The sequence below is a fragment of the Allobosea sp. CCNWLY174 genome (genome assembly GCF_037120455.1).
Taxonomy (GTDB): Bacteria; Pseudomonadota; Alphaproteobacteria; order Rhizobiales; family Beijerinckiaceae; genus Allobosea; species Allobosea lupini.
Map to the genome: position 1 here is coordinate 220519 of NZ_JBBBBQ010000005.1, position 25171 is coordinate 245689.

A 25171-nucleotide genomic window follows, 5' to 3' on the forward strand; every position below is an offset into this window, starting at 1 on the left:
GAATGGAAACTTGACAGCGCGCATCCCTGTCGCGACGATCAGCCATGCAAACTTCCATGGAAGACAAATGGGAGAGCAGATCGAAGCGCCGCCGATCGGCGCTCGCACAGGGAGAGAACCGATGAAGCGAATGCTGCTGACGCTGGCGCTCGGGCTGGCGGCGACGTCTCCGGCGATGGCTCAGGCGCCCTACCCGACCCGCGCGATCACCCTGGTCGTGCCTTTCGCGGCCGGCGGCACCACCGACATCGTCGCCCGGCTGATGGCCGACCATATGGGCCGCACACTCGGCCAGTCCGTCGTGGTCGAGAACGTCGCCGGCGCCGGCGGCACCACTGGCGCGGCCCGCGTCGCGAAGGCGACGCCGGACGGTTACACGCTGCTGATGGGCAATCTCGGCACGCAGGCGGCCAGCGTCGGGCTCTATCCCAAGCTTGCCTATGACCCGCGTACCGATTTCGAGCCGGTGATGAACTCGGCCTCGACGCCGATGCTGGTGGTCGCCAAGAAGGACCTGCCGGTCAAGGATTTCCGCGAATTCGTCACCTATCTCAAGGCCAATGCCGAGAAGCTGAACTATGGCTCCGGCGGGGTCGGCTCGACCTCGCATCTGACCTGCCTCTTCCTCGACTCGCTGCTCGGGACCAAGCCGCAGCACGTCCCCTTCCGCGGCTCAGGTCCGGCGCTGAACGCGCTGCTCGGCGGCCAGGTCGATTATGTCTGCGACCAGACCGTCGCGATCGTTCCGAGCGTGCAGGCGAAAGAGGGCAAGGGCCTGGTCGTCGCGGTCAAGAGCCGTCTATCGGTCATTCCCGATGTCCCGACCTCGGCCGAGCAGGGCCTGCCGCAGTTCCAGGCCACCGGCTGGAACGCGATGTTCGCACCCAAGGGCACGCCGAAGGAGATCGTGGACAGGCTGAACGCCGCCGCCCGCGCCGCGCTCAAGGACGAGCCGACGCGCAAGCGCTTCCTCGATCTCGGCGCCGAATTGCCCGACGAGGCCGGGCAGACCCCGGCGGCGCTCGCCGAGCTCGTCCGCAGCGAGATCGACAAATGGGTGCCGGTCATCCGCAATGCCGGCGTGACGGCGCAGTAGCCACCAGGGCGGCGTCCCGTCCTATAGGGCGCCGAACTCTCACAGCAATACGACAGCATCGGACATAAGCATGCGCACGCACAGGATCGCCGCCATCGGCGGGGACGGGATCGGCCCCGAGGTCATCGCCGCCGGGCTCCAGGCCCTGGATGCCTGCGCCGAGCGCGACGGCGGCTTCCGCCTCGACATCGAGGCCTTCGACTGGGGATCAGACTATTACCGCAGGCATGGCGTGATGATGCCAGCCGATGGCGCCGATCAGCTGCGCGCCTTCGATGCGATCTATTTCGGAGCCGTCGGCGCGCCCGACATTCCCGACCATCTGACGCTCTGGGGCCTCAGGCTCGCCATCTGCCAGCCCCTCGACCAATACGCCAATGTCCGCCCGACCCGCATCCTGCCGGGGATCACCAGCCCGCTGCGCCATGTTTCAGGCCCCGAGCTCGACTGGGTGATCGTGCGAGAGAACTCCGAGGGCGAGTATTCCGGCGTCGGCGGGCGCGTCCACAAGGGCCTGCCCGAGGAGGTCGCGACCGATGTCGCGATGTTCACCCGCGCCGGCGTGACCCGGATCATCCGCTACGCCTTCGAGATCGCCCGCTCGCGGCCGCGCAAGCTGCTGACGGTCGTCACCAAGTCGAACGCCCAGCGCCACGGCATGGTGATGTGGGACGAGATCGCCGCCGAAGTGGCGCGCGAATTCCCGGATGTCGCCTGGGACAAGATGCTGGTCGACGCGATGACCATGCGCATGACGTTGAAGCCGGAGACGCTCGACACCATCGTCGCGACCAATCTCCATGCCGACATCCTCTCCGATCTCGCCGCGGCGCTGGCCGGCTCGCTCGGCATCGCGCCGACCGCGAATCTCAACCCCGAGCGCAAGACGCCCTCGATGTTCGAGCCGATCCATGGCTCGGCCTTCGACATCACCGGCAAGGGCATCGCCAACCCGGTCGCGACCTTCTGGACCGGGGCGATGATGCTGGAGCATCTCGGCGAGAGAGCCGCGGCGGCGCGGCTGATGCGCGCGGTCGAGCGCGTCACCGCCGACCCTGCCCTGCACACGCCCGATCTCGGCGGCACCGCGACGACGGCACAGGTAACGCAGGCCGTCTGCGAGGCGCTCAGGGGCGACAATATCTGAGCGACGGGGCGCTTGAGAGGAAGGTGCGCGACGTCCTGACCATGACAGGGCGGCGATAATCGTCTAAGGCGGCGCTCTCCCGCCCTCGCCCGCTCGATGCTGTTCAACTCCTTCGCCTTCCTGCTCGGCTTCCTGCCGCTCGCACTCGCCCTGCACTGGCTGGTCGAGCGCTTCGCGCCGGCCTGGCGGCTGCCGCTGCTGGCGGTGCTCTCCTTCGCCTTCTATGGCTGGTGGGACTGGCGCTTCGTGCCGCTGCTCGGCTTCTCGATCCTGCTCAACTGGCTGATCGCCGAAGCCTTCCAGAAGACCAGGGCCGGCGGCCTGATCACGCTGGCCATCGCGATCAATCTCGCGATCCTGGCGCTGTTCAAATACTTCAACTTCTTCGCCGATCTCGCTGCGATGATTCCGGGATTGCCCATGACGAGGCTCGACCTCGCGCTGCCGCTCGGCATCTCCTTCTTCACCTTCCATCACGTGATGTACCTGACCGATCTGCGCCGCGGCGAAGCCCCGCGCTACGATCTCGTGCGCTACGCGCTCTACATCGCCTTCTTCCCCCAGGTGCTGGCCGGGCCGCTGGTGCGCTGGCGCGAGATCATGCACCAGTTCGACGAGCGGCCTTACCTCAGGTCCGATGCGGCCGAGCGTATCGCCCACGGCATCATGCTGCTGACGATCGGCCTGGCGAAGAAGGTGCTGATCGGCGACCCGCTTTCCGACTATGCCAATCCGGTCTTCGCGGCGGCGGCAGCCGGCGAAGTGGTCAGCATGGCGCAGGCTTGGCAGGGGACGCTGGCCTTCACCTTCCAGATCTATTTCGACTTCTCCGGCTACACCGACATGGCCCTGGGCCTTGCCCTGCTCTTCGGCATCGCGCTGCCGCAGAACTTCGACGCACCCTACCGCGCGACCAGCCTGCAGGATTTCTGGCGACGCTGGCACATGACGCTGTCGCGCTTCCTGCGCGATTATCTCTACATCCCGCTCGGCGGCTCGCGGCACGGCCTGCCGCTCCAGCTCTGGGCGCTGTTCGCCACCATGGCGCTCGGAGGCCTCTGGCACGGCGCCGGCCTCAACTTCGTCGCCTGGGGCATGGCGCATGGCGTCGTGCTCGCCATCGGCGTGCTCTGGCGTCGCGCCGGGCTGCCGATGCCCAAGCTGCTCGGCTGGGCGCTGACCTTCCTCTTCGTCGCCCTCTGCTGGGTGCTGTTCCGCGCCACCTCCTTCGATGCGGCGCTGGCGATCTACAAGGGGCTCCTCGGCCTCTCGCCCATCGGCTCCGGCTTCAAATGGCGCGCGTTCCTGCCGGCGATCGCGGTGGCGATGATCGGCCCGACCGCCTGGGCAGCGGTGCACAAGGCGACGCCGGCGCGCTGGCTCGCCGTCCTCACCGCCATCCTCTTCGTGCTGGTCCTGTTCAAGATCGGCGACGACGCCAATTACGAGTTCATCTACTTCCAGTTCTGACGCGTCCCGGCGGCGGCACCAGGATGCTGCGAAGCGCGTCGCGAGCCGGCCATGCACCCTGCCAGGCGACCCGCACGCTCCCGCCCGGAGAATCGAGAGCCGGGCAACGATTCCGGCCAGACCCGGCCATCCCGGCAGGCTCCGGCACGGCCTGGCACCGGCATCGCCACTGCGATACCGGATTGCGCTGATTTTCCAGCGCTTTGCCAGCTTGTTCACGGCTGCGCGAAAGCGATTGTTCCCGGTGTGACCAATCGCTATAAGGGCGCCAAATCGGCGGCCTCGACACGGCAAAGCCGGCGAGGCCATCGAACGCTCATGCAGAAGGCCTGCCATGTCGAAGCAGATTAGTCTTGCCCCTGACTACAAGCCCTCCGACAGCGAGCCGTTCATGAACGAGCGGCAGCGGGAGTATTTCCGCAGCAAACTGCTCGCCTGGAAGGACGAGATTCTCAAGGAGGCCAAGGAGACCCTGGTCACCTTGCAGAGCGAGAGTGAGAATCATCCTGACATCGCCGATCGCGCCTCCTCCGAGACGGATCGCGCCATCGAGCTGCGCGCCCGCGATCGCCAGCGCAAGCTGATCTCGAAGATCGACGCCGCGCTCTCCCGGATCGAGGACGGCTCCTACGGCTATTGCGAGGAGACCGGCGAGCCGATCTCGCTGAAGCGCCTGGAAGCCCGCCCGATCGCGACGCTTTCGCTGGAGGCGCAGGAGCGCCACGAGCGTAATGAGCGGGTGTTCCGGGACGATTGAGGAATGCGCGCATCGTGCTCATGAAAAGAGGCCCCGCAGGCGACTGCGGGGCCTCTTTGCATAGAAGGCTGATGTCCGGTCAGGATGGGGGTGCTGCCTATCGGAACGTCTTCGCCAGCGCGTCGGCGTGCTTGGTCAGCAGGCCGAGATCCGAGCCGACCGCGACGAAGCGATAGCCCCATTCGATATAGCGCCGTGCATCGGCCTCGGACGGCGTCAGAATGCCGGCCGGCTTGCCGACGGCCGTCAGCCGCTCGACCGCGCCTTTGATCGCGGCCTGGACTTCGGGATGTCCGGGGTTGCCGATATGGCCGAGCGAGGCGGAGAGATCGGCCGGGCCGATGAAGACGCCGTCGACGCCATCGACCGAGGCGATCGCCTCGAGCTGCGCCAAGGCCTCGCCGGTCTCGACCTGGACGAGCACGCAGATCTCGGCATCGGCGCGCTTGAGATAATCGGGCACGCGGCCATAACGGCTGCCGCGCCCGCTCACAGTGATGCCGCGGATGCCGGCCGGCGGATAGCGGCAGGCGGCGACCGCCTTGGCGGCTTCCTCGGCAGTCTGGACGAAGGGCACCAGCACGGCCTGCGTGCCGATGTCGAGCAGGCGCTTCAGCAGCACCGGATCGTTCCAGGCCGGGCGCACAATCGGCGTCGCAGTGCCGGCCTGTAGCGCCTGGAGCTGGGCGAGAACCGCCGGCGGCTCGTTGGGCGAGTGCTCGGTGTCGACCAGAATCCAGTCGAAGCCGCTATGGCCGATGATCTCGGCGACGATCGGGCTGCACAGGCTGCTCCACAGCCCGATCTGCAGTTCGCCGCGGGCGAGCGCGGCCTTGAAGGCGTTGCGGGGCAGATCCATTGGCGAGCGATCCTTCAGACGAACTGCACGGAGACGCTGCCGAGCGGCCCGAAATCGGCATGCAGCGTGTCGCCCTTGTTAGCCCAGACCGGCCGAGTGAAGGAACCCGACAGCATCAGGTCGCCGGGCTTGAGCGTGATGTCGAACGGCGCGAGCTTGTTGGCGAGCCAGGCGATCGCCATGGCGGGATGGCCGAGCACGCCGGCGGCGAGGCCGGTCTCCTCGATCTCGGAGTTGCGGTAGAAGATCGCGCCGACCCAGCGCAGGTCGACATCTTCAGGCCGGACCGGCCGCCCGCCCAGCACGATGCCGGCGGCGGCGCCATTGTCGGCGACCGTGTCGAAGATCTTGCGCGGCTCGGTGACGCGCGCATCGATGATCTCGATCGAGGGCACGACATATTCGGTCGCCCGTAGCACGTCGATCAGCCCGATGCCCGGCCCTTTCAGCGGCTCCTTCAGGATGAAGGTCAACTCCGGCTCGACGCGCGGCACGCAGAAATTCTCGAACTTCACCTTGGCGCCGTCGTTCAGGAGAAGATCGTCGAAGAGATAGCCATAGTCGGGCTCGTCGATCTTCGAGGAGGCCTGCATCGCCTTCGAGGTCAGGCCGATCTTGTGGCCGATGATACGGGCGCCGGCCTTGACGCGCTCCTGCGCCACGGCCGAGGAGATCGCATAGGAATCGGCGATCTCGATCTCCGGGAACATCTGCGAGGGCCGCTCGCCCTGCTTCTTGGTGCGATAGCTCTCGAGCAGGGAGCGCACCACCTGTGCGCGCTGGGCTTCGGTCAGCATGGACGTTTCCTATGACCTGTTGCGCTGATCGCGCGTGTGGAGACGGCGATCGCTTGCGAGCGCCGGGTGCGATGGAGAAAGCGAAGAGCCCTCAGAGCTTGACGCAGACGTTGCGCAGCTCGGTGTAGAACTCCATCGAGTGCACGCCGCCCTCGCGGCCGATGCCTGATTGCTTCGAGCCGCCGAACGGCGTGCGCAGATCGCGCAGGAACCAGGAGTTCACCCAGGTGATGCCGACCTCGACCTGCGCCGCGACGCGGTGCGCCCGCGTCAGGTTCTGCGTCCAGATCGAGGTCGCGAGCCCGTAGGGGCTGTCGTTCGCCAGGGCGATGACGGCATCCTCCTCGTCGAAGGGCACGATGTTGCAGCAGGGCCCGAAGATCTCTTCGCGCATCACCGCCGAATCCTCGGCAAGGCCCGTCCAGATCGTCGGCTCGATGAAGGAGCCGGCGGAATACGGCGCCGCAAGCTCGGGGATGCCGCCGCCGGTGACGATCTCAGCCCCCTCGGCCTTCGCCTTGGCGTAATAGGACAGCACCTTGTCGCGATGGGCCTGGCTGATCAGCGGGCCAAGCGTGGTCGCGGCCTCGAACGGGTTGCCCGGCTTCAGCTTTTCAGCCGCCTGCTTCAGCCGCTGGGTGAACTCGGCGAAGATCGGCCGCTCCACATAGACGCGCTCGGTACCCAAGCAGACCTGGCCGCAATTGGCGAAGACGGCGCGACCGACGCCCTCGATCGCCTTGTCCATGTCGCAATCGGCGAAGACCAGCGAGGCGTTCTTGCCGCCGAGCTCGAGCGAGACGGGACGGACGCCCCTCGACGCGGCGCGCATGATCGCCTCGCCCGTCCGCGTCTCGCCGGTGAAGGTGATGCCATCCACCAGCGGATGGCTGGTCAGGTACTCGCCGGCGCTGTCCTCGCCGAAGCCGTGCACGACATTGTAGACGCCGGGCGGCACGCCGGCCTCGTTCATAATCTCGCCGAGCATGGTCGCCGTGGTCGGCGTCTCCTCGGAGGGCTTGACCACGACGGTGTTGCCGCAGGCGAGCGCCGGCGCGACCTTCCAGGTCATAAGCAGCAGCGGCAGGTTCCACGGGCAGACTACGGCGATGACGCCGCGCGGCCCGCGGATCGCATAGTTCAGCGCCCCTGCCCCGTCCGGCGTCGCCATGCGGAAGGTCTCGGTCGAGAGCGTCAGCACCTGGTCGGCGAAGACGTTGAAGTTCGCGGCGCCGCGCGGAATGTCGATATGCGAGGCGAGGCTCTTGGGCTTGCCGGTGTCGAGCACCTCGGCGGCGAGGAAGTCGTCGAAGCGGGCCATGATCCCGTCGGCGACCTTGCGCAGGATGGCCGCGCGCTGCTGCTCGCTCATCTTGCCCCACGGGCCCTTGAGCGCGCGCCTGGCCGCCTTGACCGCATCGTCGATCGCGGCCGAATCGGCCTCCGGCACGAGGTTGATCAGCTCGCCCGTCGCCGGGTGGCGGTTCTCGAAGCTGCTGCGACCGGCCGGCACGAAGCGCCCGTCGATGAAATGCGACAGGCGGGCGGTCTCGGCGCTGGCGGCAGCGCCCTGGTAGCGCGGAACGGCGCTGTTCATCGTCTCACTCCCGGTCTGATTTTGCCGTCATGGGCGCATCATCGCGCCGCCGTTCACGTCGAGGATGGCGCCGGAGACGAAGCTCGCCGCCGGTGAGCAGAGGAAGGCGATCGGCCAGGCGATCTCCTCCGGCCGGGCGGCCCGGCCGAGCGGATGCTTCGCCAGCGCGCCCGAGAGATCGTGGACACCGACCATGGCCGTGTCGGTGATCCCCGGCGCGACGCCGTTGACCAACACGCCCTGCCCTCCGAAGCGGGCGGCGAGCCAGCGCACCAGCGTGTGCAGGCCGCCCTTCGACGCCGCGTAATGCGGGCCGACGCCGGGGAAGGAGCCGCCGGTCGCCGCGACGATCGAGCCGACGAGGACAACCCGCCCGCCCCGCGCCGCCATGGCGGGCACGAGCTCGCGCGCCAGGCGCATCGGCGCCATCAGGTTGAGCGAGAGCGTCGTCTCGGCGACCTCGTCCCAGCCATCGTCATCCCAGTCGAGCGGGCGGTAGATGCCGGCGCCGAGGACGGCGGCATCGATCGCCCCGGCCTGCTCCGACAGGCGCCGGGGCGCGTCATCGTCGAGCAGGTCGATGACGATCTCGCGGGCGGCGCCTGCCTTCTCGCCGAGCCCCGCGATCGTCGCCTCGCAGGAGATGCGGTCGGTCAGGACGAGCCTGGCGCCAAGACCCGCCAGAACCTGCGCCGTCACCGCGCCGATGCCGCCGGCCGCGCCGGTGACCAGAATCGTCTGGCCGCTCAGATCGAAACCACTCACGCCTTGCCTCCGGATACCTGGTCGTCGTCCTGCGCCAGCGCGGCCATCGCCTTGCGCACCTCTTCGGCCGTGCGGGAGAGATGCAGCTCGGTCATCCGGCAGGCCCGCAGCGCGTTGCGCTGCATCGTCGCGTCGTAGATGGCGCGGTGCTCGTCATGGACGTTGCGCCAACCGCGCGAGACGTTGAGCGAGACACGGCGATAGCGCTCGGACTGCTGGTAGAGCAGGTCGCGCAGCTTGATCAGCATCGGCGAGCCGGCGGCCGAGACCAGAGCGGCGTGGAAGGCGCGGTTGCGCGCCTCCCAGGTTTCAAGCTGTTCCGGCGGCAATGCCTCGCTGGTATGCGGCAGATGCTCCTCGACCGCCGCCAGCGCCTCGAACGCCGTCGCGACGTCGCGCTCCCATGCCGCATCGCCATTGCGGATCGCGGCGTTGAGCGCCTCGGTCTCGATCAAAGCGCGAACGCGCGAAACGTCGTCGAGCTCGTCGAGCGAAAGCGGCGCCACCCAGAAGCCGCGCTGCCCTTCCGAGACGACGAGCAGGTCGCCCATCAGGCGGGCGAGCGCCTCGCGCAGCGGCGACATGCCGACCTCATAGTCCTGCGCCAGACCTTCGAGCTTCAGCTTGCTGCCGGCCGCGAGCCGGCCGTTGACGATATCGCCGCGCAATTGGCGGTAGGTCCTGTCGGCCAGGGTCTTGTCGGATGCGGACATTCCGAAGCACGCAGCTCCTGTTGTCGATAGCTTTCTCTAGCATCAAATTTCGAAATTACAATCCTGATGGCACTGATCATTGCCGACCAAAATCTCTTTAATTCCTATAATTAAAGGGGATCTCTATAAGAGACCGTGCGGAGGCGGATTCAGTTCGTCGAAAAAATATCGAAATAATATTGACAGGCCAAAGCCGTTCTGATCGGATGCCGGCCAATCGAGTGGCACCAAGATCGCCCCGTTGGAGGACGTCCCATGACCGAGCGCTTTCCGCTGTCCCGCCGCAGCCTCCTCGCGACTGCGGGCGCCACCGCCCTCTCAGGCGCGATCGGCGCGCCCGCTTTGGCGCAGGGCGCCAGCAAGCCGCTGAAGATCGGCATGGTGACCTCGCTGTCGGGGCCGTTCACGGCGCTCGGCGAGAGCATGCGCGCCGGCATGCAGATGTTCCTGGCCGAGAATGGCGGCAAGCTCGCGGGCCGCGCCGTCGAATTGATCGTCGAGGACGATCAGGCCAAGCCCGACGAGGGCGTGCGCAAGTTCCGCAAGCTCCTCGGGCAGGACAATGTCGACATCGTCTCCGGGGTGATCTCCTCGGCGGTGGCGCTCGCAGTCCGCGACGTGGTGACCGAAGCCAAGGCACTGACCTTCATCTCGGCCGGCTCGGCCAATGACCTCGCCCGCAAGGCGGCGAGCCCCTTCGTCTTCCGGCCGACCAAGACCAACTGGATGCTCGGCCACACCGCCGGCCAGTGGGCCTTCGAGAAGCTCGGCAAGTCCGGCTGCCTGACCATCGCCGCCGACTACGCCGCCGGCCGCGAATCCGTCGGCGATTTCGTCGCGAGCTACCAGCAGCAGGGCGGCAAGGTCGGCAAGCAGCTCTGGGCGCCGCTGGGCACCACCGATTTCGGGCCGCTGCTGACGACGATCGCCGCCGAGAAGCCCGAATTCATCTTCTCCTTCTTCGCCGGCTCGGACGCGGTGCGCTTCCTGCGTCAGATGCGCGAGTACCGCCTGCACGGCAGGGTCAAGCTGATCGGCAGCGGCGCGTTGTTCGATCAGGAAGACGTGGTTTCGGCCGTCAAGGAAGCGGCGCTCGGCGGGCTCAACACCTGCAACCAGTCGCCGACGGCGCCGAGCTCGGCCGCCTTCACCAGGGCCTATCAGGCCGCCCGCAGCGCCATGCCCGGCGAGATGGGCACGGCCGGCTATGTCACCGGCCAGGTGATCAAGGCCGCAATCGAGCGCGTCCAGGGCGATCTCTCCAACAAGGAGAAGGTCAAGGAGGCGCTGCTCGCCAAGGAGGTCGAGACGGTGTTCGGGCCGATGCCGTTCGATCCGCGCAACAACCAGGCGATCCTCGACATCTACGTCAACGAGATCAAGGACAGCACCGGCGGCCCGGTCAACCAGGTGATTCACACCTACAAGGCCGTGCGCGATCCAGGCCCGGTGGCCTGAGGTCTACGAAGGAGCTTTCCCGTGGGCTTCTACGCCGTCCAGAGCCTGAACGCGCTGTCGTTCTCGATGCTCCTGCTGCTGACCGGGCTCGGCCTGTCGGTGGTGCTCAACCTGATGAATTTCGTCAACCTGACCCACGGCTCCTTCTTCCTGCTCGGCGCCTATGTCGGCGTCTACTGGCTGGCTTCGGGCGCGCCCTGGTGGCTCGCCTTCCCGGTCGCCTTTGTAGCCGCCGGCCTTGCCGGCTTCCTGCTGGAACGCTTCCCGTTCCGGCGGTTCTACGCACGAACTCATCTGATGCAGGTGCTCTTGACCTACGGCCTATCGGTGATCTTCGCCGACCTGATGCGCTGGGGTTTCGGCGCGCAGATCCTCTCGGCAGAAATCCCGGAAGCGCTGCGCGGCGTCGTCTTCATTATGGACATGCCGTTCCCGATCTACCGGCTCTTCATAATCGGCTTCGGCGCGGCGCTCGCCTTCGCGCTCTGGTTCGTGATCGACCGCACCATCTGGGGCGCGGTGGTCAGGGCCTGCGTCACCGATCGCGGCTTCGTCGAGACGCTCGGCCTCGACACGCGCCGGATCTTCACCGCCGTGCTGGTGATCTCGGCCGGTCTCGGCGGCATTTCCGGCGCGCTCGGGGCGGGCATCCTCTCCGCCTATCCCGGCCTCGACGAGGAGGTGCTGATCCTGGCGCTGATCGTCGTCGTCGCCGGCGGGCTCGGAACCTTCCGCGGCACCGTGCTGAGCGCGCTCCTGCTCGGCTTCGCCATGACCTTCTCCAAGGTCTGGGTGCCGGAATTCTCCAACGTCGTCGCCCTCGCCGTCATGGCCGCGCTGCTGGTCGCGCTGCCCGAAGGCTTGGTCGCCAGGAAGATGAGGCAGGTATGAGCTCGATCACCGACGGGACCGGCCGCGTGGAAGCGCGCCCCGCCAGTGAGCGGCGCAGCCTGCCGATGGCCGCGAGGCTGGCATTGCTTGCGCTCGCCGCTGCGGCTCCCCTGCTCTTCGCCGGCGACTACCAGCTGCGTTTCCTCGCCGAGATCCTGATCATCGGCACCGCCGTGCTCAGCCTCGATTTGCTGGTCGGCTTCGGCGGGCTGGTCTCGCTCGGCCACGCCGTCTTCTTCGGCGGCGCGGCCTATGCCGCGGCGATCGCGGCGCAGACGCTCGGCGCCGATGTCGTGGTGATGCTCGCCGTCGGCATCGCCACCGGCATGGCGGCGGCACTGTTGATGGGCGTCGTGGTGATGCGCACCATCGCCCTGTTCTTCCTGATCCTCAGCCTGATCGTCGGCCAGATCGTCTGGGAGGTGGTGTTCCACTGGCGCGAGGTCACCGGCGGCGCCGACGGGCTACGCGGCTTCCCGGCGCTGACCCTGCACACCGGCTTCGCCACGATCCCGCTCAATAACGGCGTCGCGCTCTATCTCGCCGCACTGGTGCTGGCGCTCGTCGCATTCCTTGCCGCCCGCTCCTTCGTCGATGCGCCGATCGGCCGGGCCCTGCTCGGCACCCGCGAGCGCCAGCTCCGGATGAGCGCGCTCGGTTATTCGATCCCGCGCATCCGCCTGATGGCGCTGCTCGCCTCCGGCGCCATCGCTGGCGCAGCCGGCGCGCTCTATCCATTCGTCAACCAGTATGTCGGCCCCAATGCCGTGCATTGGACGATGTCGGCGATGATGATCATCATGCTGGTGATCGGCGGCGTCGGCTCGCTCTATGGCGCCTTCATCGGCTCGGCGATCTATCTGGGCATCCAGACCTATGTCTCGTCCTACACCGATCGCTGGCAGCTCGTCGTCGGCCTCGTCTTCGTGCTGACCGTGATGATCATGCCGAAGGGCGTCGTCGCCGGGCTTAAGGCGGCCTTTGGACGGCGCAATGATGCGGAGGGCCGCTCATGAGCGCGAACGCCGTTCCCGCGCTCGCGATCGAGGGCGTCGCCAAGTCCTTCGGCGGGCTGAAGGTGCTGAGCGATGTCTCGGTCACGCTCGGTCAGGGCGAATGCCTCGGCCTGATCGGCCCCAACGGCGCCGGCAAGACGACCCTGTTCAACATCGTCACCGGCTTCCTGATCCCCGATCAGGGCCGCGTCGCCTTCGCCGGCGAGGACATCACCCGGGCAAAGCCCGACATGCGTGTCCGCGCCGGGCTGGTGCGGACCTTCCAGAAGAGCATGGCCTTCCCGGAGCTCAGCGTCCGCGAGAACCTTGCCTTGGCAGCACGGTCCCGAAGCGGCGAAGGCTATGGCTGGTTCGGCAGCCGCAAGACCGTCGCCGCAGCGGATGAAGCCGCCGACGCGTTGCTGACGCGCGCCCAGTTGCGCGATCGGGCCGACTTGCCGGTCGCGGGCCTGTCCTATGGCGAGCAGCGCATCGTCGACGTGCTGGTCTCGCTGGCGATGCGCCCGCGCGTACTCCTGCTCGACGAGCCCACCGCCGGCCTGTCGCGCGCCGAGGGCGAGCACCTGATCGAGGTCGTCCGAACGCTCGGCGAGGACCTCTCCACCATCCTGATCGCGCATGATCTCGATATCGTCTTTCGCGTCTGCGACCGCGTCGCCGTGCTCGATCTCGGCCGCTTGATCGCCTGCGATACGCCCGACGCGATCAAGGCGCATGAGGGTGCGCAGGCCGCTTATCTCGGCGCCTCGCTCGGGGAGGCAGCATGATGTCCGCGCAGGCACAGCAACAATCGGCAGCCGCAACCTATCTCGAAGTCGCCGGGCTCGATGCCGGCTATGACGGCGTGCGCGTCCTGCACGGCGTCGATTTCTCGCTGGCGCATGGCGAGGCCGTGGCGCTGCTCGGCCGCAACGGCGCCGGCAAGAGCACGCTCTGCTCGGCCCTGTTCGGGCTTGAGCCGCAAATCTCCGGCCGGATCGCGATCAAGGGCCAGGACGTCGCCGGCTGGCCGGGGCACCGCATCGCCCGGCTCGGCGTCGCGCTGGTGCCGCAGGGGCGCGGCGTCTACGCCAATCTCACCGTCGACGAGAACCTGACCATGGCGGCGCTGTGGTCGCGCAGGCAGCCGAACCGGCGCTGGGTCAAGGATCGCGTCTACGAGGACTTCCCGCGCCTTGCGGAACGGCGCTCCTTTTCCAGCGGCGCGCTCAGCGGCGGCGAGCGGCAATTGCTGGCGATCGCGCGGGCCCTGCTGACGCAGGCTGATCTGATCGTGCTCGACGAGCCGAGCGAGGGCCTCTCGCCACGGGCGATCGAGGAGGTCATCATCGGCACGGTCGGGCGCCTGCGCGGCGAGGGCTATACCCTGCTGATCGCCGAGCAGAACCTCGCCATGGCGCTGAATCTCGCCGAACGGGCGCTGGTCCTCGACCATGGCCGCGTCGTCTTCGACGGACCGTCGGCGACATTGCTGGCCGACAAGGACTTTCAGAAAGAGCATCTCGGGCTATGAGCGACGCGATCACCATCGAGCAATTGCGCTATGTCCGGCTCGGCACCGCCGATCTGAAGGGCGCCGCCGATTTCGCCTCCCGCATCCTCGGTCTCCAGCTCGTCAACCGCACCGAGACATCAGCCTATTTCCGCTCCGACTATCGCGACCACACGCTGGTCTATGTCGACGGGCTCGATGCCGGCCAGGCGATCGGCTTCGAGCTGCGCGATCCCGACGCGCTGGCCCATGCCGAGAAGGTGCTGCAGGGCGCCGGCTTCGCCACCACGCCTGGCGATGCCGAGGCCTGCGCCATCAGAAAAGTCCGGCAGTTCGTCTGCTTCAGGATGGCGGCAGGCTACGACATCGAGCTTGTGGTCAGGCCGCTGGAGTCCGGTTGGCGCTATCACGGCCCGCGCGATGCCGGCATCACCGGGCTGGAAGCGATCGCCTTGCGCGGCGCGGCCGACGCCTCCGACCAGCAGGTCTGGACCAGACTGCTCGGCGGCAAGGTCAGCGACTGGGTCGGCGACGCCGCCTATATCCGCTTCGACGAGGCGCATCACCGGATCGCCGTGCATCCTTCGCAAGAGAAGGGCATCCTCTCCGTCGAGTTCGGCGTCGAGGACGTCGATCTCGTCATGCAGAACGCCTACCATCTGCGTGGCGCCCAGGCACGCATCATGGATGGCCCCGGCCGGCGCACCGCCTCGCAGCAGCTCTTCCTGAGCGTCGCCGGCCCCGACGGCGTCAACTTCTCGTATGTCGCGGAAGGCGAGCGCCTCGCCTCGCCTCGCCGCGCCCGGCAGTTCCCGCGCAAGCGCGAATCCTTCTGCGCCTGGGGCAGCGACACGCAGATTCCGGAATATCAGTGAAGCGTCTTCGCCGGCGCCGCGCCGGCAGGAGGGAGCGACCATGATCAAGCTAGCCGATGTCTCCTATGTCCGGCTCGGGACCCGCGACCTCGAGGGCGCGACCCATTTCGCCACCGAATACCTCGGCCTCGACGTCGCCGAGCGCGCCAAGGGCTCGGTCTATTTCAAGTCGGACGCGCGCGAGCACACGCTCTGCTATTTCGAGGGCGACCCGGGCGACCAGGTCGTCTGTTTCGAGGTGGAAGAACAATCTCATCTCGATGAAGCCGCAGCCCAGCTCGAAAGCCTCGGCCATCCCGTCCGGCGCGGCACCGCCTCGGAGGCGGCACTGCGCAAGGTCCACGATTTCATCGCCTTCCGCGACCCGACCGGCAATCCGATCGAGCTCGCCTGGCGGCCGGCCTATAGCGGGCGGCGCTATCACGGCGCGCGCGATGCCGGCATCACCGGCTTCAGCCATGTCGGCCTCTGCTCCAGCGATCTCGCCCGCGACGAAGGCTTCTGGACCAAGGTCACCAATGCGCAGGTCTCCGACCGCATCGGCGACGCGCCGCTGCTGCGCATTGACGAGGTCCATCACACCATCGCGCTGTTTCCCTCGGCGAAGCCCGGCATCCAGCACATCAACCACCAGGTCGAGACCGGCGACGACATCATGCGCTCGCACCAGTTCCTGAAGGACCGGGAGGTGCGCATGGTCTTCGGCCCCGGCCGGCACCCGACCTCCTCGGCAAAATTCCTCTATTTCGAAGGGCCGGAGGGCATGGTCTTCGAATATTCCAGCGGCGTGCGCGAGATCGCCGACGAGCTGCTCTGGCGCGAGCGCCAGTTCATGTTCGAGCCGAAGGGCTTCTGCAAATGGGGCGCCAAGCCCAACATCACCGAATTCAACAAGTGAGCCCGACATCGCCGCGGCCCAGCGCCGCTCAGGAGAATCTGGTCCGGCAGGCCGGGCGTGCGCTGGCGCGCCATGGCCTCGTCCATGCCTATGGCCATTGCAGCATGCGCCTCGACCAGGGCCATTTCCTCGTCTCCCCGGCCAAGCCGCTCGGACTGGTCGGGGATGAGGATAGCTGCAGCGTCGTCCCGCTCGAGGGGCCATTGCCCGACGCGGTGCTCGGCGAGGTCCGCATCCATCGCGAGATCTATCGGCGGCGGCCGGAGGTCGGCGGCGTCGTGCGCTCGATGCCTCCCAGGGTGATGACGCTCGGCACCGCCCGGATTACCCCGAAGCCACGGCACGGCTTCGGCAGCTATTTCGCGCCGCAGCCGCCACTTTGGGACGATCCGCAACTGCTGCGCGATGACGTGCAGGCCGCCGCCCTCGCAGAGCAGATGGCTGCGGCCCGCGCCATCGTCATGCGCGGAAACGGCGCGGTCACCGCCGGCGGAAGCCTGGAAGAGGCGGTGGTGCTGACCTGGTATCTCGAGGACGCGGCGCGCGTCGAGTTCGAGGCGCGAGCGGCAGGGATCGCCGAGGGCGGGGTCATCCTCGGCGAGGCAGAGGTTGCCCAGCGCGCGACCTGGTCCGGCGCCATCCTCGACCGGATGTGGGCCTATCTGACGACGCCGCAGCGCTGAGCACCGGCGAGGCCCATCCAATCTTGGAAAGCAAAGCCCCGCGCGGGAGGGCGCGGGGCTTCTGGCCGCCAGCTTTTGTAGCTTGGGGAGCGTGGCGGGCGGCCGGGAGGAATGGCGGCTCGGGAGAGACCGCCGGGCCGGCGCGAAGGCATGGAACGTGGGGAGCGTTGCCGTCGCGCCGGAAACTCGGGATCGGTTCAGAAGGGCAGCAGGATATCCATCACCTGCTGGCCGTAGCGCGGCTGCTGCACATCGGTGATCTGGCCGCGGCCGCCATAGGCGATGCGGGCCTGGGCGATCTTGGCCGAATCGATCGTGTTGTCGGATTCGATGTCCTCCGGACGGATCACGCCGGCGACGATCAGTTCGCGCACCTCGAAATTGACCCTGATCTCCTGCTTGCCCTCGATGACGAGGTTGCCGTTCGGCAGCGTCTGGGTGACGACGGCAGCGACATTGGTGGCGAGCTGCTCGGCCCGGCGCACTGAGCCCGAGCCCTCGCTGGAAGAATCCGAGTCGAGTTTCAGGAACGAGCTGGGATCGGCATTCTTCTTCCACTTGCTCTCAGCCCCGAAGAAATTCTCGGCACCGAGATCCTCGCCGTTCTTGCGGCTGCGCTTGGTGGTGTTGTCGAGCTGGGCCCGATCGGTGACCTTGACCTTGACGGTGACGAGGTCGCCGACGAGCCGGGCGCGCTGGTCCTTGAAGAAGGCACGCGAGCCGGTGCGCCAGAGCGAGTTCGGCGCGTAGGAGGCGTGCTCCACCGCCGGCATCGGCATCTGCACCGGCTTGTAGCCCTTCGTTGCGGTCGGGTCCTCGATCGGCGACAGCGCCGGCGCCTGGCCGACATTGGCGAGCCGGTCGACGGCGCCGCAGGCGCCCAGCATCAGGCTGAGGCCAAGCACGGCTGAGAGGGCGAGAGGGCTGGTCGAGGTCATGGCAACGGTCCGCAACTTGAGCAATGGGGATCAGCGAGCGGCGGCGATCTGGCCGCCGCCATGCGGGCTGACATTGACGCGCCCGGGACCGGTGACGGTTCCCTGCAGCACGCGCTTCGACTGGATGTTGGTGATCGCGATGGTGTCGCCGATCGCGCCGGCTTCGCTGGCGCGGCCGCGCATGCTGATCGCGATGCCGCGCGCCTCGTAGAGGATGGTGACGATGTCGCCGCGCCCGACGACCTCCTCGCGCTGGACGTCGCCGCTGCGCAGCACCGAGCCGGCCATCAGGGTCCGCTTGGCGACCTTGCCGACCGCCGCCTTCATCTCGCCGAGCACGTCGTTGAACTGTGCATCGCGCGGCCGGCGCTCGACCGTGACGTCGGTGGGCTTGAGCGTCTCGCCGCGGGCGATGGTGCGCAGCGGCACCACCACTTCGGCCGTTTCGACCAGCTGGCCCGACACGCGCACCGGCTTCAGCCTGGTCGCGGCGCTTCCCGGCATGGTCAGCCGGCCGGTGACGCGACGGGTACGGGCATCGTAGTTCAGGTCGAGGGCCGCGAGGTCTCCGGTCAGTTCCGGCTCGACCACGACGGACGGCGCGCCACCGTCGAGCAGCAGCGCGAAGGCACGCCCGTCGAAGCCGAAACGCTCGAGCAGGGCCGATTTCACCGCGGCCTCGACATCGAGCCCGGTGATCCGGCGCGCCGCGCGGGTCACGACCACCTGGGCGACGCCCTGGCTGTCGAGATCCTGGGCATCGCGCAAGAGCCCGTGCTTCACGGCGGCGTCGACGATGCGGGCGACCTGGATGGTGCCGGTGTCGCCGAGCGCAGGCGCCCGGAAGGCCGGCAGGGCCGCATCCTGCGGCGACAGTCCGGCGATAATGTCGCCGAAGCCGACGATGTCGCGCGACAGCGTGAGATCGGCCTTCAGCCTGAGCTTGGCGGCTGCAGCGGGCGCTGCCGTGGGTGCGCGCTCCTCGACCGGAGCCGGAGCCTGGGCGAGCGCCATGGCCGGAAACGCCGTCAGGGTCGCGACGATGAAAGCGGAGCGGATCATCTGGCTCATCCTCCGTCAGCGCATGATCTGGGTGGTGGACTGCATCATCTGGTCGGCGGCCGAGATGACCTTCGAGTTCATCTCGTAGGCACGCTGGGCCGCGATCAGCGAGGAGAGCTCGGTGACCGCCTGGACGTTGCCTTCTTCCAGATAGTTCTGCTGCAGCGTGCCGAAGCCTTCCTCGCCGCCGAGCCCGTCGATCGCCGGGCCGGAGCCGGCCGTCTCGACGAACAGGTTGTCGCCGATCGATTCGAGGCCGACCTTGTTGATGAAACGCGAGAGCTGAATCTGGCCGAGCTGCTGCGGCGCAGTCTGGCCGGGCAGGCTCACCTCGACGGTGCCCTGCGCGTTGATGGAGACGCCGGTCGCGTTGTTCGGGACGGTGATGCCCGGCTGGACGAGATAGCCGTCGCGGGTGACCAGCCGGCCCTGGCTGTCGAGATCGAACGAGCCGTCTCGCGAATAGGCGGTGCGCCCGTCCGGCATCTGGATGCGGAAGAAGCCCTCGCCGCGGATGGCGACGTCGTATTCCTTCTCCGTCGGGGACAGGTTGCCCTGGCTCATCACCCGCCCGGTCGAGGCGGTCTTGACGCCGGAGCCGACGAAAGTGCCGGCCGGAACCTGCGTATTCTGGTCCGAGGTCTGCGTACCGGCGCGGCGGACGTGCTCGTAGAGCAGGTCCTGGAAATGGATGCGCTGGCGCTTGTAGCCGGTGGTGCGGACGTTCGCGATGTTGTTGGAGATGACCTGGACGTTGAGTTCCTGGGCCATCATGCCGGTGGCGGCGGTGTAGAGTGCGCGCATGGATCTGGCTCCTTCCGCGTCAGGCTTGCTGATCGGCCAGGCGCGAAATCGCCTTGGCGCGTAGTTCGTCGGTCTTGCCCATCATCGCCGAGAGCGTCTGATAGGCCCGCTGGACCTCGACCAGCCGGGTCATCTCGACCACGGCCTTGACGTTCGAGCGCTCGATCGCTCCGGTCTCGAGCCGCGCCTGTGGCCCGGCCGGCTGGGCGGCAGCGGTCGAGGAGAACAGGTTAGCGCCGTCGCTGGCCAGCGCCCGGGGATTGTCGAAGCGCACGATCCGGAGCTTGCCGCGCTGGCCCTGGTCGGAGGTGACGGTGCCGTCGGTGGCGATGCGGGCATTGCTCTCGGTCGAGCCGAACACGATCGGCCCGCCATCGCCCATGACCGGCTGGCCGGCCTGGGTCACGAGCTGGCCGCGGCCGTTGATCTCGAGCGAGCCGGCACGAGTGTAGCGCTCGCCCTGCGCGGTCTGGACGACGAGGTAGTTGTCGCCCTGCAGGGCGACGTCGAGCGGGTTGCCGGTGCGCTCGATCATGCCGCCGGACAGGTCGATCGGCGTGCCCTTGTCGATGACATAGGAGAGCCGCCGATCCATGGTCGGAAAGGTGTCGGCCCGCGCCGTCGGCGAGATATACTCGGCAAAGCGGGCGGAACGGGCCTTGAAGCCGTTCGTGCCGACATTGGCGACGTTGTTGGCGATGACGTCGAGCTCGCGCGCCAGAGCCATCTGGCGCGACAGGCTGACGAGAAGCGCGTTTTCCACGGCTCCTGCTCCCGATCTGTCCCGTGGCCGCCCCGACGCTCCCCAGCGCGGTGGCCACGGCAAACAGGTGGCAAGCGACGTGCCAACATGGTTAATCCGGACAAATTATTGATATCATTGAAGATAGATTGAAAGCGGGCCTTCACCACCGCTGGACGGAAACCGCCCGCGCGGCAGAAACGACCCGGCAAGAATTGCCGCCCTTAACGGGCCGTTAACCGTGATCGGGCGAAGGTTAACGCCAGAGAGACGGGCCGGGGCGGCGCCCGTCCCGAGTGGGCGGGCCGAGATGGCGAAGAAGGCGAAAAAGGACGAGGAAGCCGCCGAGGGCGGCGCCGAAGAGGCGCCGAAGTCCGGCAAGAAGAAGCTCGTCATCATCGGCGGCGCCCTGGCGCTCGTCGCCGCGCTCGGCGGCGGTGGCTGGTTCTTCTTCCTCCAGAAGAAGCCGGCCGACGACGTGACCGCCGAGCAGGCTGCCGCGGCCGCCAAGAAGCTGATCACCTTCGTCGAGATGAAGGACACGATGATCGGCATCAGCGCCGGCCCGCAGCAGGACCGCCAGCCGATCGTCAGGATCAAGGTCGCGCTCGAGATCGCCGATCCCAAGACCGCGGACCAGGTCAAGCCGCTGCTGCCGCGCGTCGAGGACGCCTTCCAGGTCTTCATGCGCGAATTGCGCCCCTCCGACCTCGACGGCTCGGCCGGCATGTACCGCCTGAAGGAAGAGCTGCTGCGCCGGGTCAACGTCACCGTCTACCCGGCCAAGGTCGACGCCGTCCTCTTCAAGGAATTGCTGCTGCAATAGCGGCAGCCCGATCGCGCAAAGCAGACCGCCATGGCCAACGACGATCTCGAAGACAAGGACAAGGTTCCGCTGACGCCGGAAGGCATGGCGGCCGAGTGGGCCACCATGTCCGACATCATCGAGGACGATGGTAGCGAGGCAGAGGCCAATATCGATCGCCTGATGAATCAGGAAGAGATCGATACCATGCTCGGCTTCTCCATCGGAGATGACGGCAAGGGCGGCCGCAACGGCATCCAGGCGATCGTCGATTCGGGCTCGGTCACCTATGAACGCCTGCCGATGCTCGAGATCATCTTCGAGCGTCTGGTCCGCCTGCTCTCCACCAGCCTGCGCAACCTGTTCAGCGACAATGTCGAGGTGACGCTGGAAGGCATCCGCTCGGTGCGTTTCGGCGACTACATCAACTCGATCTCGCTGCCGGCGATGCTGGCGGTGTTCAAGGCCGAGGAATGGGACAATTTCGGCCTCGTCACCATCGAGTCCGCCCTCACCTATTCGGTGCTCGACACCATGCTCGGCGGCAAGCGCGGCCAGGCGGCGGCACGCGTCGACGGACGCCCCTTCACCTCGATCGAGATGAGCCTGCTGCGCCGCGTGATCGGCGTCGTGCTCAGCGATGCCGAGGCCGCCTTCCGGCCGCTATCGCCGGTGAACTTCCGAATCGACCGGATCGAGTCCAATCCGCGCTTCGTCTCGATCTCGCGCCCGGCCAATGCCGCGATCCGCGTCGAACTGCGCTTCGACATGGAAGGACGCGGCGGCTCGCTCCATCTGCTCCTGCCCTACGCCACCATCGAACCGATCCGTGAGCTGCTCCTCGAGAGCTTCATGGGTGAGAAGCTCGGGCGCGACCCGATCTGGGAAAACCACCTCGCCACCGAGGTCTGGCAGGCGGACGTCGCCGTGAAATGCGTCCTCCACGAATGCACCATGCCCCTGAAGCGGGTGATGAAGCTCGAAATCGGCGACACGCTGATGTTCGACGCCCGTCCCGATTCGGTCGCTTCGCTGCGCTGCGGCGAGTTCATCGTCAGCGAGGGCCGGATCGGCCGCGTCGACGACAAGATCGCCGTCCAGGTCGTCAGCCCGCTGCGGCGCTCCAAGACGACCATGGCCGCCTTCGACACCAGCCATCTCAGCCCGACCTGATCAGGGAGACCAGCCCATGACCATCACCCTGATCGCCGATGCCCTGGTCGCCTGCCTGCTGGTCGCCACCATCGTCACCTGCTTCGTGCTCTCCAAGCGCATCGAGCGGCTGAAGGCCGATGAGAGCGCGATGCGCCAGACCATCGGCGCCCTGATCTCCGCCACCGACACGGCCGAGCGCGCCATCGCCGGTCTCAAGCTGACGCTGGGCGATTGCGATCGCACCCTCGCCGAGCGCCTGCAGACCGCCGAGCGCTATGCCGCCGACCTCGCCCAGCAGATCGAGGCCGGCCAGACCGTGATGGAGCGGATCGGCCAGATCGTCAGCGCCGCGACCATGGTCGCGCCCAAGGCCGAGCCCGTCGCGGAAAAGCCCGCCCTCTCCCGCATGGCCAGCACCGCCGACGCCGCCGCCGCGATCCGCGCCCGCGCCGCCCGCAGGCTCGAGGGTCAGGCTGCGTGATCCAGACGCCCCGCCTCATCCCGGCCGTCATCCTCGGCGCCATGGGCCTCCTGGCGCTGAAGCTGCTCGCCTGGTCTGGGGAGCCCTATCCGGGCAAGGTGCCCGCCAGCGCCCCGGTCTTCACCGCGAAGCCGGAGAAGGAGGCCGGGGGCCTCGCCAAGATCATCGCCAAGGCCCATCAGCCCGACCTGTTGATGGACCCCGAGACCACCGGCACGATCGACCCGCCGAAACCGAAGGCCTTGCCCGAGGAACAGGCCAAGCGCGACGCCAATCCCAGCAACAAGGCGGGGCTCATGAACGGCACCGCCCAGCCGGTCTCGCCGGCCGAGAAAGCCCTGCTCGAACGCCTCGGCCAGCGCCGCGACGAAATCGAGGCGCGCATGCGCGAGCTCGACATGCGCGAGAAATTGCTCGATACGGCCGAAAAGAAGCTCGGCGGCCGGGTCGATGACCTCAAGGCGCTGGAAGAGAAGGTCGAAGGCCCGCGCAAGCAGGAGAGCGAGGCCAATCAGGCGGTCAAGAACCTGGTGATCATGTACGAGACGATGAAGCCGAAGGACGCCGCCCGCGTCTTCGACCGGCTGGCGCTCGACATCCTGGTTCCCGTCGTCCAGCAGATGAGCCCGCGCAAGATGTCGGACGTGCTCGCGGCCATGTCGCCGGAAGCAGCCGAGCGCCTCACCGTCGCCCTCTCTGTGCGCGGCCGCCCTGCTGTCGCCACCGAGCGCGCTCCGGCCCCGACGCCGGCCGGCAACGAGTTGCCGGCGATCGAGCCTGCGCCGAAGCGCTGACCCCGCCCGTCACTGCTGGACGGTGATGCCGCTCTCCTTGATGATCGTCGCATAGGTCGCAACGTAGCGGTCGATCACCTTTTCGAACTCGGCGCCTGGCCGTGCCAGTACCGTGAAGCCCAAGCCTTGCAGGCGCTCACGCACATCAGGGCGCGCCAGGGCCGTGAGCCAGGCGCGCTCCAGCGCCTCGCGGGCAGCCGCCGGCGTGTCGCGGCGGACCATGATGCCGAACCAACTGTCCGAAAGCAGGCCCGGCAGGCCGAGCTCGGCGAAGGTCGGGATATCAGGCAATTCCCGCACCCGCTGCTCGGAGGTGACCGCGAGCGCGACGAGCTTGCCCTCCGCGATCGGCTGCACGACATCGGGCAGGTTGCTGAGCGCGAAATCGATCCGGCCGGCGTAGAGGTCGACGAAGAGCTGCGAAGTCCCGTTATAGGGCGCGTGCACCGCCGTGCCGCCGACGAGCCGCAGGACATGCTCGGCACCCAGATGCGGCGAGGTGCCGATCCCCGGCGAGCCATAGGTCATCGATCCCCCACCGTCGCGCAGATGCTTCACGAAGCCGGCCCAGTCCACCTTCAGCGCCGGCGCGACCGTCAGCACATGCGGCACCACCGTCGCCTGCACCACCGGGACGAAGGCGCGCTGCCAATCCGCGGTTCGTGTCCGCAGCGTGATGTTCGCCGCGAAACTGTTGGCGATCATCAGCATGGTGTGCCCGTCGGGCGGCGATTTCAGCGTCTCGGCGCCGGCGATGACCGTCGCCGCTCCCGCGATGTTCTCGACCACGACGCTCTGGCCGAGCGTGTCCTTGAGGCTTTCCTGCGCCAGCCGCGCCACCGGATCCATCGAAGTGCCCGGCGTGAACGGCAGGATGAGACGCACCGGCCGTTCCGGCTTCCAGACAGACTGTGCCTTTGCCAGCGTCGGCAGGGTCAATCCCGCCAGGAGAAGCGCACGTCGATCGAGCAACATCGGGACCGTCTCCACTTGACCGTTCGATTTCTGGCAACGCATCACATCGCTGGCGCGCTCAGGCAGACGCCTCGATCACGATCTCCCGCGGCAGGCCGCGCACATCCATCTCGTAGTCGAGCACCGCCACGGGCGGCCGCGAGAAGTGCCAGGTGACGGCGCGGCCCAGGCTGGTAATCGGCAGGAGGACATCCGCCAGCAGCGGATGGATGTCGCGGATCGTGTAGATGTTCGCGACCGTGGCATCCCGCCAATCGTGGCCGAGCCCGGCGAGGCGACGCTCCATCTCGCCCATCACCCATTGCGCCTTGGCCCGCACGCCCTCGGGCGAGGCGTCACCCGGCCGGATCGTACCCTGGGCGTAGCTCGCGCCGCCTTCGGGCGCCTCGCCGCTGCCCGCCACCACGAAGCTCGCCTTCGCCGCGGCATTCGGAACGGTATAGCTGAAGGCATGCAGCGAGACGGTCTCCGGCTTGCCGATCTCGGGGCAGATATTGGTGCGGGCGACAGGGTTCACCTGCCCCTGGAGGATGCCCCATTGATCGAGCCGCGACGCATAGAGCCGGTTGAAGGCGTCGAAGCCGCCTTCCGAGAAGGGCTCCGGCGAGCGCAGCTCGCAGGCGCAGAGCGCCGTGAGCGGCCGGTCGATCCGCTTGAGATGCGCCTCGATCAGCGCAAGACCCTTGTCCAGCGCAACCGGGCTCGCCAGCTGCGCCCGCTCGATGCGGAAGCCCGGCTCGGCCGCGACCCCGCCGGAATACTGATAGACGGCCGGGATGAACCTGTAGCTGCCGTCCTGGCTGGCGCGGGTGGAGTACATCGGGTCGGTTCCTTGCCTGGTTTTCCTAGTCGTAGAAGGCTGGCCGGCGGCTCAGCCAGTGCGGTTTCGCGGAGAGTTCGT

At 67.6% G+C, this 25171-nt stretch carries 27 protein-coding genes; 16 read left to right on the forward strand and 11 right to left on the reverse strand.

The features are described from left to right. The first annotated feature begins 121 nt into the window (after positions 1-121). From V7S63_RS17245 to dksA, 4 genes are all read left to right on the forward strand, one after another. Positions 122-1096, forward strand: coding sequence for a tripartite tricarboxylate transporter substrate-binding protein (locus V7S63_RS17245; protein WP_336531096.1), 975 nt, complete (start codon positions 122-124; stop codon positions 1094-1096). A gap of 70 nt (positions 1097-1166) precedes the next feature. Next, the gene (locus tag V7S63_RS17250) at positions 1167-2243 is read left to right on the forward strand and encodes a tartrate dehydrogenase (RefSeq protein ID WP_336531097.1); all 1077 of its coding nucleotides are present in this window, start codon (positions 1167-1169) and stop codon (positions 2241-2243) included. Between the two features lie 96 nt (positions 2244-2339). Beyond that, the gene (locus V7S63_RS17255; RefSeq protein WP_336531098.1) at positions 2340-3713 is read left to right on the forward strand and encodes an MBOAT family O-acyltransferase; all 1374 of its coding nucleotides are present in this window, start codon (positions 2340-2342) and stop codon (positions 3711-3713) included. A 334-nt stretch (positions 3714-4047) separates the two neighbouring features. Next, positions 4048-4470 carry an RNA polymerase-binding protein DksA gene (gene dksA, locus V7S63_RS17260; RefSeq protein ID WP_091840932.1) on the forward strand — a complete coding sequence of 141 codons (423 nt, stop codon included), beginning with the start codon at positions 4048-4050 and terminating at the stop codon, positions 4468-4470. A 97-nt stretch (positions 4471-4567) separates the two neighbouring features. Here the strand turns inward: dksA and V7S63_RS17265 are convergent, their stop codons facing one another. From V7S63_RS17265 to V7S63_RS17285, 5 genes are all read right to left on the reverse strand, one after another. Beyond that, positions 4568-5329: an HpcH/HpaI aldolase family protein gene (locus V7S63_RS17265; RefSeq protein ID WP_100965094.1), complete on the reverse strand. Its 762-nt coding sequence runs from the start codon at positions 5327-5329 to the stop codon at positions 4568-4570. 14 nt (positions 5330-5343) lie between these two features. Further along, on the reverse strand, positions 5344-6126 hold the full coding sequence (locus V7S63_RS17270) for a fumarylacetoacetate hydrolase family protein (RefSeq protein ID WP_336531099.1): 783 nt from the start codon (positions 6124-6126) through the stop codon (positions 5344-5346). A 91-nt stretch (positions 6127-6217) separates the two neighbouring features. Continuing rightward, entirely contained in the window at positions 6218-7723 is a 1506-nt protein-coding gene (locus V7S63_RS17275; protein WP_336531100.1) for a 2-hydroxymuconic semialdehyde dehydrogenase, read from the reverse strand. A gap of 27 nt (positions 7724-7750) precedes the next feature. Next, positions 7751-8488 (reverse strand): SDR family NAD(P)-dependent oxidoreductase, encoded by a 738-nt coding sequence (locus V7S63_RS17280; RefSeq protein ID WP_336531101.1) that lies wholly within the window; start codon positions 8486-8488, stop codon positions 7751-7753. Further along, positions 8485-9201 carry a GntR family transcriptional regulator gene (locus V7S63_RS17285; RefSeq protein WP_336531102.1) on the reverse strand — a complete coding sequence of 239 codons (717 nt, stop codon included), beginning with the start codon at positions 9199-9201 and terminating at the stop codon, positions 8485-8487. Before V7S63_RS17285 ends, V7S63_RS17280 begins: the two co-directional genes overlap by 4 nt. A gap of 255 nt (positions 9202-9456) precedes the next feature. Here V7S63_RS17285 and V7S63_RS17290 point away from each other — a divergent pair, with 255 nt between their 5' ends. Genes V7S63_RS17290 through V7S63_RS17325 form a run of 8 tightly spaced genes read left to right on the forward strand, consistent with a single transcriptional unit; the run spans position 9457 to position 16514 of the window. Further along, complete coding sequence (locus V7S63_RS17290) at positions 9457-10659, forward strand: ABC transporter substrate-binding protein (protein WP_336531103.1); 1203 nt, start codon at positions 9457-9459, stop codon at positions 10657-10659. Positions 10660-10680: 21 nt separating this feature from the next. Then, positions 10681-11550, forward strand: coding sequence for a branched-chain amino acid ABC transporter permease (locus tag V7S63_RS17295; protein WP_336531104.1), 870 nt, complete (start codon positions 10681-10683; stop codon positions 11548-11550). Next, positions 11547-12566: a branched-chain amino acid ABC transporter permease gene (locus tag V7S63_RS17300; protein WP_336531105.1), complete on the forward strand. Its 1020-nt coding sequence runs from the start codon at positions 11547-11549 to the stop codon at positions 12564-12566. Before V7S63_RS17295 ends, V7S63_RS17300 begins: the two co-directional genes overlap by 4 nt. Further along, positions 12563-13333 carry an ABC transporter ATP-binding protein gene (locus V7S63_RS17305; protein ID WP_336531106.1) on the forward strand — a complete coding sequence of 257 codons (771 nt, stop codon included), beginning with the start codon at positions 12563-12565 and terminating at the stop codon, positions 13331-13333. The genes V7S63_RS17300 and V7S63_RS17305 overlap by 4 nt, the downstream gene beginning before the upstream one ends. Then, the gene (locus V7S63_RS17310; RefSeq protein WP_336531107.1) at positions 13333-14079 is read left to right on the forward strand and encodes an ABC transporter ATP-binding protein; all 747 of its coding nucleotides are present in this window, start codon (positions 13333-13335) and stop codon (positions 14077-14079) included. Before V7S63_RS17305 ends, V7S63_RS17310 begins: the two co-directional genes overlap by 1 nt. Continuing rightward, positions 14076-14933, forward strand: coding sequence for a VOC family protein (locus V7S63_RS17315; protein WP_336531108.1), 858 nt, complete (start codon positions 14076-14078; stop codon positions 14931-14933). The genes V7S63_RS17310 and V7S63_RS17315 overlap by 4 nt, the downstream gene beginning before the upstream one ends. Before the next feature lie 40 nt (positions 14934-14973). Continuing rightward, complete coding sequence (locus V7S63_RS17320; RefSeq protein WP_336531109.1) at positions 14974-15831, forward strand: VOC family protein; 858 nt, start codon at positions 14974-14976, stop codon at positions 15829-15831. Next, positions 15828-16514 (forward strand): class II aldolase/adducin family protein, encoded by a 687-nt coding sequence (locus V7S63_RS17325; RefSeq protein WP_336531110.1) that lies wholly within the window; start codon positions 15828-15830, stop codon positions 16512-16514. The genes V7S63_RS17320 and V7S63_RS17325 overlap by 4 nt, the downstream gene beginning before the upstream one ends. Before the next feature lie 197 nt (positions 16515-16711). Here the strand turns inward: V7S63_RS17325 and flgH are convergent, their stop codons facing one another. Genes flgH through flgF form a run of 4 tightly spaced genes read right to left on the reverse strand, consistent with a single transcriptional unit; the run spans position 16712 to position 20081 of the window. Then, the gene (gene flgH / locus V7S63_RS17330) at positions 16712-17452 is read right to left on the reverse strand and encodes a flagellar basal body L-ring protein FlgH (RefSeq protein ID WP_336531111.1); all 741 of its coding nucleotides are present in this window, start codon (positions 17450-17452) and stop codon (positions 16712-16714) included. A gap of 30 nt (positions 17453-17482) precedes the next feature. After that, on the reverse strand, positions 17483-18514 hold the full coding sequence (gene flgA / locus V7S63_RS17335) for a flagellar basal body P-ring formation chaperone FlgA (protein ID WP_336531112.1): 1032 nt from the start codon (positions 18512-18514) through the stop codon (positions 17483-17485). Positions 18515-18529: 15 nt separating this feature from the next. Further along, the gene (flgG, locus tag V7S63_RS17340; RefSeq protein WP_091840892.1) at positions 18530-19318 is read right to left on the reverse strand and encodes a flagellar basal-body rod protein FlgG; all 789 of its coding nucleotides are present in this window, start codon (positions 19316-19318) and stop codon (positions 18530-18532) included. A 19-nt stretch (positions 19319-19337) separates the two neighbouring features. Further along, on the reverse strand, positions 19338-20081 hold the full coding sequence (gene flgF / locus V7S63_RS17345) for a flagellar basal-body rod protein FlgF (RefSeq protein WP_100965123.1): 744 nt from the start codon (positions 20079-20081) through the stop codon (positions 19338-19340). Positions 20082-20370: 289 nt separating this feature from the next. Here flgF and V7S63_RS17350 point away from each other — a divergent pair, with 289 nt between their 5' ends. From V7S63_RS17350 to V7S63_RS17365, 4 genes are read left to right on the forward strand one after another with little or no spacing between them, the layout of a single operon-like run. Beyond that, entirely contained in the window at positions 20371-20886 is a 516-nt protein-coding gene (locus V7S63_RS17350; RefSeq protein WP_336531113.1) for a flagellar basal body-associated FliL family protein, read from the forward strand. A gap of 30 nt (positions 20887-20916) precedes the next feature. Continuing rightward, the gene (gene fliM, locus V7S63_RS17355) at positions 20917-22038 is read left to right on the forward strand and encodes a flagellar motor switch protein FliM (RefSeq protein WP_091840886.1); all 1122 of its coding nucleotides are present in this window, start codon (positions 20917-20919) and stop codon (positions 22036-22038) included. 16 nt (positions 22039-22054) lie between these two features. After that, a complete protein-coding gene (locus tag V7S63_RS17360; protein ID WP_091840884.1) occupies positions 22055-22501 on the forward strand; it encodes a DUF6468 domain-containing protein in 447 nt (148 codons plus the stop codon). Then, positions 22498-23295: a MotE family protein gene (locus V7S63_RS17365; RefSeq protein ID WP_248307662.1), complete on the forward strand. Its 798-nt coding sequence runs from the start codon at positions 22498-22500 to the stop codon at positions 23293-23295. Before V7S63_RS17360 ends, V7S63_RS17365 begins: the two co-directional genes overlap by 4 nt. 9 nt (positions 23296-23304) lie before the next feature. Here V7S63_RS17365 and V7S63_RS17370 read toward each other — a convergent pair whose 3' ends face one another. Both V7S63_RS17370 and cnbZ read right to left on the reverse strand, forming a co-directional pair. Beyond that, on the reverse strand, positions 23305-24270 hold the full coding sequence (locus V7S63_RS17370; RefSeq protein ID WP_336531114.1) for a Bug family tripartite tricarboxylate transporter substrate binding protein: 966 nt from the start codon (positions 24268-24270) through the stop codon (positions 23305-23307). 58 nt (positions 24271-24328) lie between these two features. Further along, positions 24329-25090: a 2-amino-5-chloromuconate deaminase CnbZ gene (cnbZ, locus tag V7S63_RS17375; RefSeq protein WP_336531115.1), complete on the reverse strand. Its 762-nt coding sequence runs from the start codon at positions 25088-25090 to the stop codon at positions 24329-24331. Positions 25091-25171: the final 81 nt, after the last annotated feature.